Consider the following 16,467-nt stretch of genomic DNA (forward strand, 5'->3'; position numbering starts at 1 on the left):
GCGCTATCGCAACCCGCTACGATAAACTGAAATCGACCTTCCTCGCAGCCGTGCAGTTCGCCTCAATCATCATCCTGCTTAACTGACGACACGCCGTAGGTCTTGCTGACCGGATGACTGAGATAAGGCGAAACCTGTCATCTGCGTCCGTGGTCGAGTGACCCGAGGTTTGCGGTTCATGCAATGCTGCGGCAGATTGGGGCATGGTCCGTATTTTCATCGATTCTGATGCCTGCCCCGTGAAAGACGAAGTGTATCGTGTGGCTGGGCGCTATGGCTTGCATGTTTTCGTTGTCTCCAACCGGATGATTGCGGTGCCGGAATCGCCGTTAATCGAGCGCGTAGTGGTAGATTCAGGACCTGACGTCGCAGATGACTGGATTGCCGAGCGCACCTTGAACAGGGACATCGTCATTACGGCGGATATTCCACTGGCGGCGCGCTGCGTTGAAAAAGGCTCGTACGTTCTCGAACCGAAGGGGCGCCGTCTGGACCGTGATGCGATTGGCATGGCGTTGGCGATGCGCAATCTGATGACAGATCTGCGCTCGGCGGGCGTTATGACCTCGACCGGGACTGCGTTTGGGAAAGCTGATCGATCTCGCTTCCTCTCGGAACTCGATACGTTGGTTGTAAGGGCACGCAAGCCGTGACGTGGCCGGAATAGCGGTTGATGCGTTGCAGTTCGTTTGAAATTTGAAGCGGGAATATCCGGTTTCGGGTTGGCAGGATAATCCGTTGAGTGCCTAAAATGAGGCGACTACCGCCTGTCTGCTTGATGTTCACTGAACAGACAGGCAACGGGCGTGTCGTCAGTTAATTCCAATAATGGCGGAGCCGAATTGCACGGCTGCGAGGAAAGTTGACTTCAGCGTGTCGGTATGCCTCTGAACTGCTTCAGTTTGGCGAAGAACCGTTCAATGATGTTTCGTTTTTTATAAATTGAAAAACGGTTTTTCCTTGAGGGGATCGGCGTCATAAGCCTTGTGGGCGATGAAGGCCTCGGGATCGACTTCATCCAGGAGAGGCTCTGCTTCAGTGATGTCCGCCCTTTGCCCGGGTGTCAGGGAAAGAGCCACAGCCTTTCCCGCGGCATCGACAATGGCATGGATTTTGGTATTCAGTCCGCCACGGGATCGGCCGATGGCCTGATCCACCCCCCTTTTTTACAGGCGCCCGCACTATGCTGGTGAGCGTGGACAATCGCGCTGTCGATCATCATGTATTCGTTGTCATGGTCAGCAGCCAGATGCCGGAAAATCCGTTCGATCACACCGCTTTCACACCAGCGACGCAGCCGCCGGTGCACGTTCTTCCAGTCCCCAAAGCGAACAGGCAGGTCACGCCAGGGAATGCCTGCGCGATAACGATACAGCACGGCTTCGATAAACAGACGGTTATCCGCAGCCGTCCCACCGACATGACCTTTGCGACCCGGGAGAAGGTCCTTTATCCGCTCCCACTGACCGTCGCTCAGACCATACCGTCGCATTCACACTCTCCCCGAAAACAGGGAGAAAACATCACAGATCAGGCAGGAGTACAAGCGGCATAATCCTCCCGCTTAACTGACGACACGCCCTAACCCGTTCTTTCCTTCGCACCCGACGGAACCGTAGCTACGACGGGGGATATATCTTCAACCGGCCTGCGACCGGGGGCGACGCGGCGGAACCACATCACAACAGGGCGCAGGCAGATGCACAGCATGATCAGTGCCGCAACATCGGCGGCCGCAGCAGCCCCCTCCAGATGCCACAGCGTTGTCATGCCATAGACCAGTGGCAGGTAGGTCAGCGTTACGATGATACGCCCCTTCAGCACCTGCGAGACCTGTCCGATAACGGTCAGCAGCGGCTCAAGCGGCACGACGCCAAGACCCAGTATCGCGCTGCCCAGCATCAGCATGATCAGGTGCCGCCCCCCCTGCCAGTGAACATGCAGCATCCATGTCAGCAGGATATTGCCGATCGCCATCGCCACGCCCATGAGCAGGATGGAAAATCCGCCGATCATAAGGAACAGCTTGGTCGTGACACGTTTGATGCCGTACCAGTCCTGCTTTTCGCGCAGGCGGATGAATTCGGGGTAGAGTGCCGGCATCATAAGCTGCGCAGGCTTGGCGATCCCTTCACCAATCTGGCGGGACACGCGATAGACGGCGGCATCAGCCGGCCCCAGCAGCCCCCCCACCAGCAGCGTGCCGAACTGGTTGAAAACCGATCCCAGCACATGATTGCAACTGGTGGAAAGCGTGAAGCGCCAGATACCCGGCGCATCGCCGGACTTGAGGCGACTGAACAGGCTGAAACCTGCCAGCCCCCCTGCCCGCCTTATCTGCAGCCAGCCCAGCGTGGTGCTACTCATGAACATGACAAGCTGCGTCCCGCTCCACACCAGCAGGTAGTAATCCAGACCCATATGCCACATGAAGCCAAGACCTGACCCCACCGTGCGAACCAGCACGCCCGACAGATCGGTCAGCGTTGTCAGCCAGAAGGAATTGCACAGCCGGAACACACCCGCCGACCAGCTTGTATTGGTATAGGAAATCGTCACCATATAGATCAGCGCCGCCGTCTGATCGGCGGCAGGCCAGCCCATATAAGTGCCGAAAAGCACCACCCCCAGCGAGCCAACAAGCCAGCCCACACTCCCGCTGATATAATCGGCCCGCATACAGAATGCCAGCACGCGGGCGAACTGCGCCCGCCTGCCACGGGTAAAGGGATCAGTCCCGAAATGCAGCAATGGCTGCCATGACTGCAGATGCGTTGCGGCGGATACGGCGGCGCCGAATGTCGTCACCAGCATCAGCACACCGAACTGCTGCAATCCGAGTGCGCGCACGGCCCACGCGACGTAGACAAAGCTGCACACCGCATTCGTCGCCCGCCCGGCGATCAGGAAACCGGTATTGCCAAAAATACGCCTGAGCGCATCCCGTTCCTCACTGGACATGGGCGCTCACACGTACCAAAGCCCGCGCACGGCAAAAACCCGGACACGTTCCCTCTAGACCACCGGCGAAAACGATAGCGCAAGCCCCCCTGGCTGAACTCAGGCGCGGGTTATGGCCAGCAGGCTGTCGTCCGCGATATCTGGCATCAATGCCCATGGCTTCATACTTTAATGCGCCGGGCCGGTTGCCGCTAGCCCCCTGCCCCCACGCGTTGCAAACGATTCGTAACCGGCGATGCCGCCAGCGCCCAGCCAACCGCCATGAACAGCCACCCCGCCGTGGGCTGGGTCAGGAACGAGCTGGATGACTGAATAGGCCAGAAAACCAGAAAACAGGTAATGGCCAGCATCATCCGGCCCGGATCGCGTGCGGGAGACAGGTCCGTGCAGGCCACCCGCAACCAGCATAGCACCAGCGCCACATACAGACCGATGGCAGGCAGCCCGCCCATGGTCCCGATCAGCAGATAGTAGTTATGGGGGTGCAGATTACAGCCCGCCGCCCCGCCATGGGTACCTTCCGCCACGCCAAGCCATGGCAAGCCGTGGAAATAGGCCGGATCGGGACAGGCATGGCGAAATCCGTCAAATCCCAGCCCCAGCCATGGATGACGCCAGATCATGACACCCGCGCGGATAAACAGCATTCCGTAAGGACTGTCGGCAAAACCGTGCAGATGTGCGATGAAATTCACGACCAGCTTCTGATACGCCTGCGGCGCCAGCAGGGGTGACAGCACAACGCCCACCGCCCCCAATCCGGCAGCCACCAGCATCCCGCCCCGCAGACGCGGGATCAGAACGCCCACTATTCCCATCGCCATCAAAAAGTGCAGCAGCGGCATGCGCTGGGCCACCAGCACCATGGTCAGCATCAGGCCCATCAATATGGCCGCCGCCATGGTGCGCCCCCGCCTGCCTTCTCGCATGGATAACGTCATGGCCAGCGGGAACAGGGTGGGAAGTGCTGTCATGACCAGCGCATGCCCCGCGCGTGGTGCCCATAATGGACCAAGCAGCGCGCCATCAGCCCACCGGCCATACCCCATGAAGTTACGCCCACACAGATACTGCTGCCAGCACCCGGCCACCAGCCACACGGCCACTGCAGCATAAGCCTGCCCCAGCATCCGCCGCGTACGGGCATCGGGCAATATCCATACCTGCAGGGCCGCAACGAACAGGAAATAGCGCACGAAACACAGGGCCTGCACACCCGCATGAATGCCCCCCATTACGCCGGATGCAACAACAACGTCACCGCACAGCAGTGCCGCCACCACTACCCATGCCTGCCGTAACCAGCCCCAGTCCCGACATAGCAGGCAATGCACGACAAACAGCACGGCCACCACCGTCATGACGACTTCCGCCGGAGCCAGCGCGTACAGAAGCAACAGCGGCATGGGAATGACAAGGCCGGTTACACCCCGCCGCATCCAGTGCTCCACCCGCTGCATCAATCCTGTGTCCCACATGCCATCATGCACCGCATATGATACGCAGCCCGTCCCCATGAAAAGTGTAATGTCCAGGAAGAGGCCCGATAGCTGTCACCGCCCCTACGCGGCCTCGTGTATGTTTATCGTCCCGTTCATTCATCGGCGGGGCCTCCCATAACTCAGGCCGTCATGAGGCCTTGTGGGCGGAACGAACCAGGATGGAATGTGTAAAAAATCTGGATGAACGGGAGCCATATAATCGCGGCAACAGGGTGATTGCCCGTACTTTTCTTCCTGCGTCACACCCTTGCCGTCGATAGCACATACATCTTACGGGCGTTTCCTGTCGCCCGTCATCTCAACGCTGAACCACCCCATTATCCGTCCCTGAAGGGCTTCGGATACCCTGAAACATATGAAAAGACCCGCGTGCTACCCTCGCCCGTTGCGGGACGTTATAGCGGGCCTGCATCGAAAAAGGGCAGCAGGACAGAAACCGGGAGCAGCACCCGTAAACCGCTACGCATGATCCACGTTGAGCCTTCACCCGCAGGAGGCTGCCATGCGCCATACCTTACAGTTCCTCACCATCCTTGCCCTAAGCCTTTGTGCCACAGGCTGTCACCACCCATCGCATAACCGCCCTGTCTACTGGCATGAAAATCAGGATCCTTACAGAAACCCCGACCAGCACTGGAGCCGGGGGCCGCATACGGATCACTGACACCGCGCAGCTTCAGGCTGGAGAAAACGCAGGGGTCAGGCAGTCTGGGGCAATTGCACCGCGCGATCATCGAGATTACGACGCACATCCTGCACGAAACGCGAATATCTGACTGCCGTGAAGAAGATATCCATCAGGACACGGGCAGGCCATCTGCATGGACGCCTGACCTGAATCAGCAGGACATAGCGGGTATCGTCCGTATTGTTCCAGACTTCATGGTTATAGGTATCGTCAAACAGGATCGACTTGCCCGCGCTCCATGGATGGACGTGCATCTGTCCGTGATCTTCAATCTGTATCCAGCATTTTTCCCGGTCACGCGGAACATGCAGGGCCAGATGGTAGGTCAGCATGGCCTTCGTCATGCCCCTGTGCCGGGGGATATGACAGCCCGGTTCCAGCACGGAAAACGTCGCCGTGCACAGATTGGGAATCCGGTCGATCAGGGCGCTGGTGACAGGAACGCGCGCACGGTTTTCCTGTCGCTGGTAGCCATACCCCTCGAGAAAGAAGGACCGCCAGCGTCGGTCGGCTGCGATGCGGCCATGGTCGGGTGATATGTCCCCAAGGGAGGGGATCTCCTCCCCCCCAAGCCGGATGGCCTCATCGCGTATCCTTTCCCAGTTCTGTTCCAGTTCCTTGACCCAGAACATGATGTGCGGGTCAAAGACCGCCAGATCGGGAAGCAGGGAAAACCGCATGATGAAAGCATCAAGCCGGTCCCGGATGCCTTTGGTCAAATGATAGATCGATTTCCTTGTCGACATTTTTACTTTCTCAGAACACAGGCAGGATCAGGCCATATTATTTCATGAGATAGCGCATGAACATGCCTGCAGTTCGGCATGTACACCTGCGCCGACAGCATATCACACCAGTAACATAGGAAAATAATCCGGATTTCTGGTATTTATTGATACTTATTTTCATAATTTATTGGATCAACTTCCGGAAAAACGGAAATTTTTCTCCCAACATGACCTGATAGCATCCACCGTCTTTCCATCACGCTGCGATGGTCCGCCGTGTTCTGTGGAATACCAGATGCTGAATAGAGCATTACCAATGGGACAGTTCATGACCTTCCCATCCCGTCCGTTGCCCTTGGGGCACCGGCCATGCTAGATTTCTGTTCAGTAGCGCCCGTTCGATACCTTTTACGATGACGATCCGGACCTCGCACCTCCGGTACAGGGCTTCATCGCGACGGGACAGTTTCTGTCCCGCAACCGGTATACCGAAGGGCCCGACATGACTGTCGATCTCCTGATAACTGACGCCTATATCTATGTTGACCGTGGCCATGAAATTGCAGGCGGCTGGATCGCCATAAAGGACGGACGCATCCATTCCCATGGACAGGATGCGCAAGCCGCGCCACAGGCACACAGGACCATATCGGCCCATGGCCAGCTTGTGACACCCGGCCTGATAAACGCCCATCACCACATGTACCAGAACCTGACCCGGTCCTACGCGCCCGTTACGAACGGAACCCTGTTTGAATGGTTGCAGGGTCTCTATCCCCTGTGGGCAGGACTGGATGAAGAATCCGTCTATCTTTCCACTTTCATTGCCATGGTCGAACTGCTGATGGGTGGCTGCACGACCTCGATGGACCATATGTATGTCCACCCCAAGCCATTCCTGATCGACGCGCAGTTCCGGGCGGCGCGCGAGATCGGCTTCCGTTTCCATGCAACGCGGGGTTCCATGACCCGCTCTATCGAGGATGGCGGCCTTCCCCCCGCATCGGTAGTGCAGGACGAAGATACCATTCTGGCGGATAGCGAACGTCTTGTGGCCAAATTCCATGATGCGTCGCCGGGTGCTATGGATCGCGTCGCTCTGGCGCCATGTTCGCTGTTCAGCGTTTCCGAACGGATCATGCGGGAGTCCGCCATGCTTGCGGACAAGCACGACCTCCGCCTGCATACCCATCTTGCCGAAGACCCCGACGAAGATGCGTATTGCGCGGAAATATATGGCTGCACCCCCACGGAATATTTCGAGCGCGTCGGCTGGGCCTCTCCCCGGTCATGGGTCGCGCATTACATCTATCCCTCCAGCGCGGAAATAGACCGGCTGGCCCATGCGGGTGTCTGTACGGCCCAGTGTCCGTGTTCAAACATGATGATCGGCGGCGGTTCCGCCGATGCGATGGACCTGCGCCGACGCGGCATGCGGGTGGGGCTTGGCTGTGACGGCTCGGCATCGACCGATCATGCGTCCATGTGGCTTGAAACCCGCATGGCGCTTCTGCTTGGGCGTTTTCGTCATGGTCCGCACTCCATGTCCGCGCGCGATGCGCTCGACATGGCGACACGGGGCGGGGCTGCCTGCCTTGGCCGGGAAGACGAACTCGGCCACCTGCGCCCCGGTGCCTGCGCCGATCTGGTGATCTGGAAAATGTCGGACATCGCCCTTGCCGGCGCCCTGACGGACCCTGTCGAAGCATGGTTGCGCTGTGCGCCCGCCGTAGCTGGCACCACCATTGTCAACGGTCGGATACTGGTTGAGGACGGCGTGCCACTCATGTCCAGCCTCAACGACATCCTGCGCGCCCATACACGCGAAGCCCGCCGCATCCAGCGCCTGTCTGACCAAATCTGACCGACATTCGCACCATCCAGATCATGACAGGTCGCGTAACACCGGAAGTGCCTGCCTGATACGATTACATAGCCTTCAGGCGACGGGATCGTGCGGGATGAGAACTTACGCGGAATGTTAAGGGATGGCGGCCTGTGCCTGTCCCAAGAATGAAGGAATATAATCAGTCTTATCGACCATAACGGTGCTGCCCCACCCTCGATAACTGAAGAAGGCCACCGACCGGCCAGGCCGTGACAGCCCGGAGGGATGCATTTAGCATCCTTCCGGGCGCAGGCCAGAAAAGATCATTATCCATGCGCATGAACGCGACAGTTTTGTCAGGGTAGTATCTGGACGAGCGCGACAGACGTAGCTAAACAGTTCCTATGGAGAGGTGGCCGAGCGGTTGAAGGCAGCGGTCTTGAAAACCGCCGTGCGTGTGAGCGTACCGTGGGTTCGAATCCCACCCTCTCCGCCATCTCATTTCAACTTACCCGTTAGGCGTTGGTCCGTTATGGTCCAACTGCATCTTACGGCGTGCAGTTTGATTTTCTTAAAGACTGTTTGAAACAGTCTGTCCGGCAAACATCCAGAAATCATAAAGAAGTTTTTTGGCGTAGCTTTTTTCAAAACGCTTCGGGAAACGTTGCCTTTTCGCCAAAAGGCGACACTTAAAAAGTGCGCCTGTTTTTATAAAATATTTCTTTTCAAATAATATCTTATCCAAATAATAGTTTTTGCATTTATACTTTTTTAAAGTAATTCCTCCTCAAACGACAGTTACAATCATTCAGAAACAGAAGAAATGAGGCATAAGGCAATATGCCCGTTCATAAATAAAAAAAGCACCCGACCGGCATGGTCGGGTGCTTTCCTTATGAAAGGCTTTGCGCGCTTACGCCCGCCGAGACGGGCCGAAAGCGGCAGGGTCAGACCGCGCGGCGGCCTGCACCACCTGAACGCTGACCGCCACCGGGGCGGCCCCCACGGCCACCTGCGGGGGGACGACCACCGCCACCAGCAGGACGACCGCCGCCGGGGCGTCCACCACCGGGGCGTCCGCCGCCACGGCCACGACCGCCGCCACCACCCAGCACGGGCGGACGCATGGTCGAGTTCTCGGCCGCTTCCGAATGGTAGGGATGTTCGGACACAACCGGGATGGCCTTGCCGATATTCTTTTCAATATCCCGCAGCCATGCACGCTGTTCCGCATCGCACAGTGACACGGCCCAGCCTTCACGCCCGGCGCGCGCCGTACGACCGATGCGGTGCACGTAGCTTTCCGGCACATTCGGCAGGTCATAGTTGAACACGTGGGTCACGTCATCCACGTCGATGCCACGGGCCGCAATGTCGGTCGCCACCAGCACCTTGACGTTACCGGAACGGAAGCCCGACATGGCGCGTTCACGCGCACCCTGCGACTTGTTGCCATGGATGGCTTCGGCGGTGATGCCATGATCGCTCAGGAAGGCTGCGACCTTGTTGGCTTCATGCTTCATGAGCGTGAACACCACGGCGCGCTCGACCTTGGGCGAGTCCACCAGCAGCTTCAGCGCCTCGCGCTTGTTGCCCGTATCGACGAACATCACGGCCTGACGGATACGGTCCACCGTGCTGGACGGCGGCGTCACCTGCACGGTGGCCGGGTCACGCAGCAGACCATGGGCCAGGTCGGAAATGCTCTTGGGCATCGTGGCCGAGAACAGCAGCGTCTGGCGGTCGGTCGGCAGGGCCGCGACGATCTTGCGGATGTCGCGGACGAAACCCATGTCCAGCATGCGGTCGGCTTCATCCAGCACCAGCACTTCAAGACCGGACAGGTCCACATGCCCCTGACCCATCAGGTCCAGCAGGCGACCGGGGGCTGCAACCAGCACGTCCACGCCACGGCGCAGGGCTTCGATCTGACGCCCCTGCCCCACGCCACCAAACACGACAGCGTAGCTGAAGCGCATGTGGCGGGCATAGGATGCAAAGCTTTCCCCGATCTGGGAAGCCAGTTCACGCGTGGGCGCCAGCACCAGCGCACGGGCGCCCTTGGGGTGTGCACGGCCCTTTTCACGGAACAGGCGGTCAAGGATGGGCAGCGCGAAAGCTGCGGTCTTGCCCGTGCCGGTCTGCGCCAGACCAAGCAGGTCGCGCCCTTCCAGCAGGTAGGGGATGGCGCCGGCCTGAATGGGGGTCGGGGTGGCGTAGCCTTCCTCGTCCAGTGCCCGCAACAGCGGCTCTGCAAGATGAAGATCGGCAAACGTTGTCATGAATGGCGCCTCCTGGCGCAAAAAATCGGGGCCGCAGGCCGTAAGGCTGGCGGCGGACCCGGATGGCGAACCGACAGATATGCCCGTCCCTGTCCCTTGGTGGCACAGGGGCGCGTATTCTGGCGTCGCAGGGATATCATGTGAGGAATAAAGGCCGGTCCAGTCTGCGTTTCTGCGTGTCCCCCGCGTCAAGGACACGCGCAATCAAACCAGCACGAGGAACAGGCGCGGTCCGTTCCCAAGCGCGATGCTGTATCGCGTTGTGGATGCGGGCGCAAGCTTTTTCACGCCCGCATGCCCTGCCATATGTTTACAGGATATTCAGGCGGAAGGGAAACGGTCGGTCAGGATGACTTCGCTATCGGGCAGTTTACCAACCCGCGGCAGGGCCGGGACCAGGCCCTTGCCAATCACCACGAACATCGCCACCACATGGTTGGGCGGCAGGTTGATCAGCCTGCCCACCGCTTCGTAATCAAAACCATCCATGGGACAGGACTGATAACCCATGTCGGCTGCCGCCAGCATCAGGGTCTGCGCGGCCAGACCGCTGCTGCGCATGGTCTCGTCCTGCTGGACCCATTCGCGGCCTTCGTAATAGGCTTGGATCTTCTCCACCATCATCTGCTGCACGTCTTGCGGCGCGCCATTGAAGTAGCGGGCCGGATTTTTCTTCCATGCATCACGGTCCGCGCACACGACAATCAGCACCGATGCGTCGGTTACATGCGCCTGATCCCACGCGACCGCGCGCAGTTCACGGCGCAGGGCGGGGTCCCGGACCACCACGAAGCGGCAATGCTGGATGTTGAAGGCCGAAGGCGCCATCCGTGCCGCCGAAAGCATGGTCCGCAGTTCGGCATCGCTGATCGTGTGATCGGGATCGTAGGTCCGTATGGCCCGGCGGGTGCGGATTGCCTCAAGTGTATCCATTATCGCGTCTTCCCCTTGTGCCGCTTTTATGTGCGTGGGGTGTCCTTGCGCCGCAGCAGAAACAGCGCCTGTTCACCAAACAGGTTGGCCAGCCGGATCGAACGCCGCCATGGGGCGCGTTCGCCATCCTCATCAACCGCCATCCATTGCTGGACAACATAACCTTCATCTTCGCACAGCGTCAAAAAGTCGAGGATCGTGCATGGGTGGATATTGGGGGTGTCATACCATGGCGTGCTCCACACGCTGGTCATGGGCATGCGCCCACGGGTCAGCATCTGCACGCGCAGCCGCCAGTGCCCGAAATTGGGAAAGGATACGATGGCATGGCGACCGATACGTAGCATCTGGCGCAACACTTCGCGCGGACGTTCCACGGCCTGCAATGTGCGTTGCAGCACGACGTAATCGAAGGCGTTGTCAGGATAATGCGCAAGGTCATGGTCGGCGTCGCCATGCATGACCGGCAGTCCGTGCGCGACCGAACGGGTCACTTCCTTCATGTCGATCTCGATGCCACGCGCATCGCACCCGCTATTGCGGAACAGATGGTCCAGCAGCGCACCATCGCCACTGCCCACATCAAGCACCCGTGTTCCGGGCCGGATCATTCCGGCGATCAGCCGCTGGTCAAGGCGCATGGTCAGGCAATCCCGGCATGTTCGGCGGTACCGGCCAGAAAGCCGCGTATGGTCCGGTCAAAATCCGGTTCATCCAGCAGGAAGGCATCATGACCCTTGTCACTATCGATTTCGACAAAGGATACGTTGGCGGCAACCCGGTTGAGCGCCCGCGCCAGCAGTCGCGCCTGCGATGTGGGGAACAGCCAGTCCGAGGAAAAGGAAATGATGCAGAAGCGCGTACGCGTGCCCGCGAACGGGTGCGACATATCGCCATCATGCTCGGCACCCAGATCGAAATAGTCCATGGCCCGCGTAATGGTCAGATAGGAATTGGCATCAAAGCGCCGCACGAAGGATGATCCCTGATGGCGCAGATAGCTTTCCACCTCGAACATCTCCCCGAACAGGGAACCGGGCACCCCGCCCCGTCCCGGTTCATGGCGCACGCGGCGACCGAATTTGCGGGTCAGCGCGGCTTCCGACAGGTAGGTGATGTGCGCCATCATCCGCGCAACCGCCAGCCCCCGCGCCGGGATCTCGTTACATTCCCAGTACCGCCCGCCATGCCATTGCGGATCAGCGAAAATGGCCTGTCGGCTGACTTCGTTAAACGCGATGTTCTGCGCGGAATGAAACGGCGATGTCGCAATCGGCATCGCGGCGAACACATGGTCGGGGTAGGTTGCGGCCCATTCCAGCACCTGCATCCCGCCCATGGACCCCCCCACCACGGCCAGCAGGCGGCTTATGCCCATATGGTCGATCAGCAGTTTCTGCGCGCGCACCATGTCGCGGATGGTAATGGCGGGAAATTCGGTGCCCCACGGCTCCTGCCTGCCATCTTCGCCCCTACGCAGGCTACGCGGGCCGGTCGTCCCCATGCAGCCGCCCAGCACATTGATGCAGATGACAAAAAAACGGTCCGTATCAATCGGCAGGCCGGGTCCGACCATGCGGCTCCACCAGCCGGGCTTGCCGGTCAGCGGGTGCGGATCGGCTACATACTGGTCGCCCGTCAGCGCATGGCAGACAAGGATGGCGTTGTCACGCGCGGGCGACAGCGTGCCATAGGTGCGATAGGCCACGTCCACCGGTGCAAGGTGGAAACCGCAATCCAGACGTAATCCGTCCGGAAAGGTGACATGCTGGTGCGACAGGCTGGGGGCTGGGACGGTCTGGTCCATTCTGTATCCGGCATTGCGTCGACAGGGACGATAAAAGGCGGCAGGCACGCGCTCGCCCGCGCATGCGGGGGATACATGCTTCACAGCGTATGACATTACAACCCGGCGGTTGCAAGGTTCATGACCATATCACGGGTTTTACGGGTTCAGAACTGCTCCACCCTGCCAACCCCTTCTATCGCCTTGATCATCTGCGCCACGCGCGGCGTTACGCGATACCGCTCGGCCAGGGTCAGTTCAACGTCTCGCGTTTCCGCAACCGATGGCAGCAGGATCACCCGCCCCCGGCCACCGCCATTGCCATGCAGCACGTCGCGGATCGGTTCCAGCGCATCGGCGCGGTCAAACCATATGCGCAGCTCAGCCGCGGCCTCCGCCGCAGCCTGTTCCAGCTCCATCACGTCCGACGCGGTAATGCGCAGTGCCTCGCCTTCCAGCTTCAGGTCGGCGGTTACGACCACGGCATTACCTGCCGTCAGGATCTCACGCGACCGCGACAGCACTTCGGAGAAGAAGGTCACTTCGCACCCGCCGCTGGCGTCTGACATGCGCACCCATGCCATCTTGTTACCGGTGCGCGTGGGGCGTTCCTTGCGGTCCACCACGCAGCCCGCGATCTTGACCCGGCCAATGCCCGCCTGTGCCGCCGCTTCCAGCCCGGTGGCCCGGATGGCACCCAGCCTGCGCATGAGGGGACCGTAGGAATCAAGCGGGTGCCCGGTCAGGTGAAAGCCAATGGCGTCGGCTTCCATGTTCAGGCGTTCGAATTCAGGCCAGTCGGTACAACGCGGCAGGCGCAGCGGTTCACGCTGGGCGGGACCGCTGCCACCCCCACCAAACAGGCCGATCTGCCCACTGGCCGCTTCATGCGCGTTGGCCTGCGCGCGGCGCATCACGGTTTCCGCCGCACCACAGGCCTGCGCGCGGTTGGGCAGGATGGTGTCGAACGCCCCGGCGCGGGCCAGGTTTTCAAGCTGCATCTTGTTGACCTGCCTGGGGTCCAGACGCGCGGCCAGATCCTCAAGATCCTTGAAAGGTCTGTCGCCACGTACCGCCACCAGCGACTGCATGGCGCTCAGTCCGACTTTCTTCACCGCCGCCAGCGCGTAGCGGATGCCGTAGGTCTGGCCGTCGGGCATTTTTTCCACCGTAAAATCCGCGCCGGACGCATTGATGTCGGGCGGTAGCAGCGGAATGCCCAGCCGGTCGGCTTCCTGCCGCAGTCCCGCCAGCTTGTCGGTTTTTTCACGCGCAAGGGACATACACGCAGCGATGAAGGCGACGGGGTGGTTCGCTTTCATCCATGCGGTCTGGTACGAAACCAGCGCATAGGCTGCGGCATGGGATTTGTTGAACCCGTAATCAGCGAATTTGGCCATGAGGTCGAACACCTCCGCCGCCTTTTCGCGTTCGATGCCGCGCTTCATCGCCCCTTCGGTAAAGATTTCACGCTGACGGTCCATTTCAGCGCGGATCTTCTTGCCCATCGCACGCCGCAACAGGTCAGCGCCACCCAGGCTGTAGCCCGCCATCTTCTGCGCGATCTGCATGACCTGTTCCTGATAGACCATGATGCCGTAGGTCTCTTCCAGGATGTCGCGTATTTCCTCGTGCGGGGGTTCCCATGCCTCCCCGTGCTTGCGGCGACAGTAATCGGGAATATTCGCCATCGGGCCGGGACGGTACAGCGCCACGGCGGCGATCAGGTCTTCCAGACGGGTCGGGCGCATCTGCTTGAGCACGTCACGCATGCCCGCGCCTTCGAACTGGAACACGCCGCCGGTGTCACCGCGCGCCAGCATGTCATATGTCAGCCCGTCATCCAGCGGCAGGGCCGACAGGTCGACCTCAACCCCCATGCCATGCAGGAATTTCACCGCGCGTTGCAGGATCGTCAGCGTGGTGAGACCAAGGAAGTCAAATTTGACCAGCCCCGCCTGCTCGACAAACTTCATGTTGTACTGCGTGACCAGCATGTCGCTCTTGGGGTCGCGGTACAGCGGCACCAGTTCCACCAGTTCGCGGTCCCCGATCACCACACCGGCGGCGTGGGTACTGGCATGGCGGAACAGCCCCTCAAGCTGCTGGCCGATTTCCAGCAGGCGGCGGATGGCTTCATCCTCGTCGCGCATTTCCTGCAGGCGCGGCTCGCCTTCTATCGCCTGTTTCAGGGTGACTGGCTGGGCAGGATTGTTGGGAATCAGTTCCGCCACCCGGTTGACCATGCCAAACGGCAGGCCCAGCACACGCCCCACGTCACGCACGGCGGCGCGGGCCTGCAGCTTACCGAAGGTAATGATCTGGGCTACGCGATCCGGCCCGTATTCATGCCGGACGTAGCGGATGACTTCATCACGCCGGTCCTGACAGAAATCAATATCGAAATCCGGCATCGACACGCGTTCGGGATTGAGGAAACGTTCGAACAGCAGGTTGAACGGGATGGGATCGATATCGGTAATGGTCAGCGCCCACGCCGCCAGCGAACCCGCCCCCGACCCACGCCCCGGCCCCACGGGGATGTCATGCGCCTTCGCCCACTGGATGAAGTCGGCAACGATCATGAAATAGCCGGGGAAACCCATCTGGGCGATGATGTCGAGTTCAAACGCCAGCCGTTCTTCATATTTCTGGCGCGTCTCGTCATCGATTTTCATGCGCGACAGACGGTTCGCAAGACCGCTAATGGCCATGTGGCGCAGGGTCTGTTCCTCGGTCTGGCCTTCTTCCACCTTGGGACAGACCGGCAGCAGGGGCTTGCGCGTTTCCACCTGAATGGCACAGCAACGCGCGATTTCCAGCGTATTGTCACAGGCTTCGGGCAGGTCGGCGAACAGTTCGCGCATTACCTCCGGCGGCTTGAACCAGTGTTCGGGCGTGACCCGCCAGCGGTCACGCTCCGCCATCGTGCGCCCCTGCGCGATACACAGCAGCGCGTCATGGGCTTCATACATATCGGGGCGGGGGAAGAAACATTCATTGGTGGCGACCAGCGGTATGCCCATGCGATCAGCCATGGCGATCATGCCCGGCTCCACCGCGCGTTCCGCCGCCTGTCCATGCCGGTGCAGTTCCACGGCCATGTTGGCGCCATAGGCTTCATGCAGGCGGGCCATGAAGGTTGCGGCTTCGCGTTCCTGCCCTTCCGCCAGCATGTGAAACAGCGGGCCCCGGCTACCGCCAGTCATAAGGAACAGCCCCCCTGCCCGTTCACACAGCAGGTCGAGGGTTACGGTCGCCTCATCCGTTTCATTCTGGAGGAACCCCGCCGAGGACAGGAACTGGAGATTGGCCAGCCCTTCCGCATTGCGCGCCAGCAGCGCCAGCGGTTCGGCCGGCATGCCCGGCTTGTCGCTACGTGATGGCAGGGCAAGCTGGCAGCCGATGATGGGCTGCACGCCCTTCTTGCCGCAGTACTGCGAAAACTCCAGCGCGCCGAACATGTTGCCCGTATCGGTAATGGCGACGGCGGGCATGTTCATGTCATGCGCCAGCGCCACCAGTTCGGGCACGCGGATGGCCCCCTGACTGAGGGAATAGGCGGAATGGACACGCAGGTGGATGAAATCGGCATGGGACATGGCGACACTCTACCCTACTGGCCACCCGATTTGCACTACCTCCGAGACCTGGCCGACCTGCCCGCACGGGTGCTGCAGGGGCAACGGCAGACAGGACGCGCCCCGCGCACATGCCCGGCCAGAGTACGGCATCGGTTGTGAGTGGGGGCCTGAAAAA

Annotated in this window: 10 protein-coding genes, 1 tRNA gene and 2 pseudogenes; 4 read left to right on the forward strand and 9 right to left on the reverse strand. The window is 60.3% G+C overall.

Annotated features, from left to right (window positions below):
* Together CFR79_RS00005 and CFR79_RS00010 are read left to right on the forward strand one after the other, a co-directional pair.
* A pseudogene (locus tag CFR79_RS00005) lies at window positions 1-86 on the forward strand (IS5/IS1182 family transposase); the annotation flags it as partial.
* Between the two features lie 117 nt (window positions 87-203).
* Window positions 204-653: a YaiI/YqxD family protein gene (locus CFR79_RS00010; protein ID WP_110546330.1), complete on the forward strand. Its 450-nt coding sequence runs from the start codon at window positions 204-206 to the stop codon at window positions 651-653.
* Window positions 654-812: 159 nt separating this feature from the next.
* Here the strand turns inward: CFR79_RS00010 and CFR79_RS00015 are convergent.
* The 4 genes and pseudogenes from CFR79_RS00015 to CFR79_RS00030 all read right to left on the reverse strand — a co-directional run bounded on the left by CFR79_RS00015 (window position 813) and on the right by CFR79_RS00030 (window position 5,897).
* Window positions 813-1,492: pseudogene (locus CFR79_RS00015) on the reverse strand (IS5 family transposase).
* A gap of 89 nt (window positions 1,493-1,581) precedes the next feature.
* The gene (locus CFR79_RS00020) at window positions 1,582-2,961 is read right to left on the reverse strand and encodes a lipopolysaccharide biosynthesis protein (protein ID WP_102323340.1); all 1,380 of its coding nucleotides are present in this window, start codon (window positions 2,959-2,961) and stop codon (window positions 1,582-1,584) included.
* 191 nt (window positions 2,962-3,152) lie between these two features.
* On the reverse strand, window positions 3,153-4,421 hold the full coding sequence (locus CFR79_RS00025) for an O-antigen ligase family protein (protein WP_181417323.1): 1,269 nt from the start codon (window positions 4,419-4,421) through the stop codon (window positions 3,153-3,155).
* A 741-nt stretch (window positions 4,422-5,162) separates the two neighbouring features.
* The gene (locus tag CFR79_RS00030; protein WP_110546333.1) at window positions 5,163-5,897 is read right to left on the reverse strand and encodes an aspartyl/asparaginyl beta-hydroxylase domain-containing protein; all 735 of its coding nucleotides are present in this window, start codon (window positions 5,895-5,897) and stop codon (window positions 5,163-5,165) included.
* Window positions 5,898-6,381: 484 nt separating this feature from the next.
* Here CFR79_RS00030 and CFR79_RS00035 point away from each other — a divergent pair, with 484 nt between their 5' ends.
* Together CFR79_RS00035 and CFR79_RS00040 are read left to right on the forward strand one after the other, a co-directional pair.
* Window positions 6,382-7,743 (forward strand): 8-oxoguanine deaminase, encoded by a 1,362-nt coding sequence (locus tag CFR79_RS00035; RefSeq protein ID WP_110546336.1) that lies wholly within the window; start codon window positions 6,382-6,384, stop codon window positions 7,741-7,743.
* A gap of 370 nt (window positions 7,744-8,113) precedes the next feature.
* Window positions 8,114-8,203, forward strand: a tRNA-Ser gene (locus tag CFR79_RS00040).
* A 451-nt stretch (window positions 8,204-8,654) separates the two neighbouring features.
* Here the strand turns inward: CFR79_RS00040 and CFR79_RS00045 are convergent.
* The 5 genes from CFR79_RS00045 to dnaE form a co-directional block, all read right to left on the reverse strand.
* Window positions 8,655-9,989, reverse strand: a complete 1,335-nt coding sequence (locus CFR79_RS00045; protein WP_110546337.1) for a DEAD/DEAH box helicase — start codon at window positions 9,987-9,989, stop codon at window positions 8,655-8,657.
* 321 nt (window positions 9,990-10,310) lie between these two features.
* On the reverse strand, window positions 10,311-10,922 hold the full coding sequence (locus tag CFR79_RS00050) for a nitroreductase family protein (RefSeq protein ID WP_110546341.1): 612 nt from the start codon (window positions 10,920-10,922) through the stop codon (window positions 10,311-10,313).
* A 26-nt stretch (window positions 10,923-10,948) separates the two neighbouring features.
* A complete protein-coding gene (gene metW / locus CFR79_RS00055; RefSeq protein ID WP_102323334.1) occupies window positions 10,949-11,563 on the reverse strand; it encodes a methionine biosynthesis protein MetW in 615 nt (204 codons plus the stop codon).
* Window positions 11,564-11,565: 2 nt separating this feature from the next.
* Complete coding sequence (gene metX / locus CFR79_RS00060; protein WP_102323333.1) at window positions 11,566-12,729, reverse strand: homoserine O-acetyltransferase MetX; 1,164 nt, start codon at window positions 12,727-12,729, stop codon at window positions 11,566-11,568.
* Window positions 12,730-12,875: 146 nt separating this feature from the next.
* The gene (gene dnaE / locus CFR79_RS00065) at window positions 12,876-16,310 is read right to left on the reverse strand and encodes a DNA polymerase III subunit alpha (protein ID WP_102323332.1); all 3,435 of its coding nucleotides are present in this window, start codon (window positions 16,308-16,310) and stop codon (window positions 12,876-12,878) included.
* Window positions 16,311-16,467: the final 157 nt, after the last annotated feature.

This window comes from Komagataeibacter saccharivorans, assembly GCF_003207825.1.
Classification (GTDB): domain Bacteria; phylum Pseudomonadota; class Alphaproteobacteria; order Acetobacterales; family Acetobacteraceae; genus Komagataeibacter; species Komagataeibacter saccharivorans.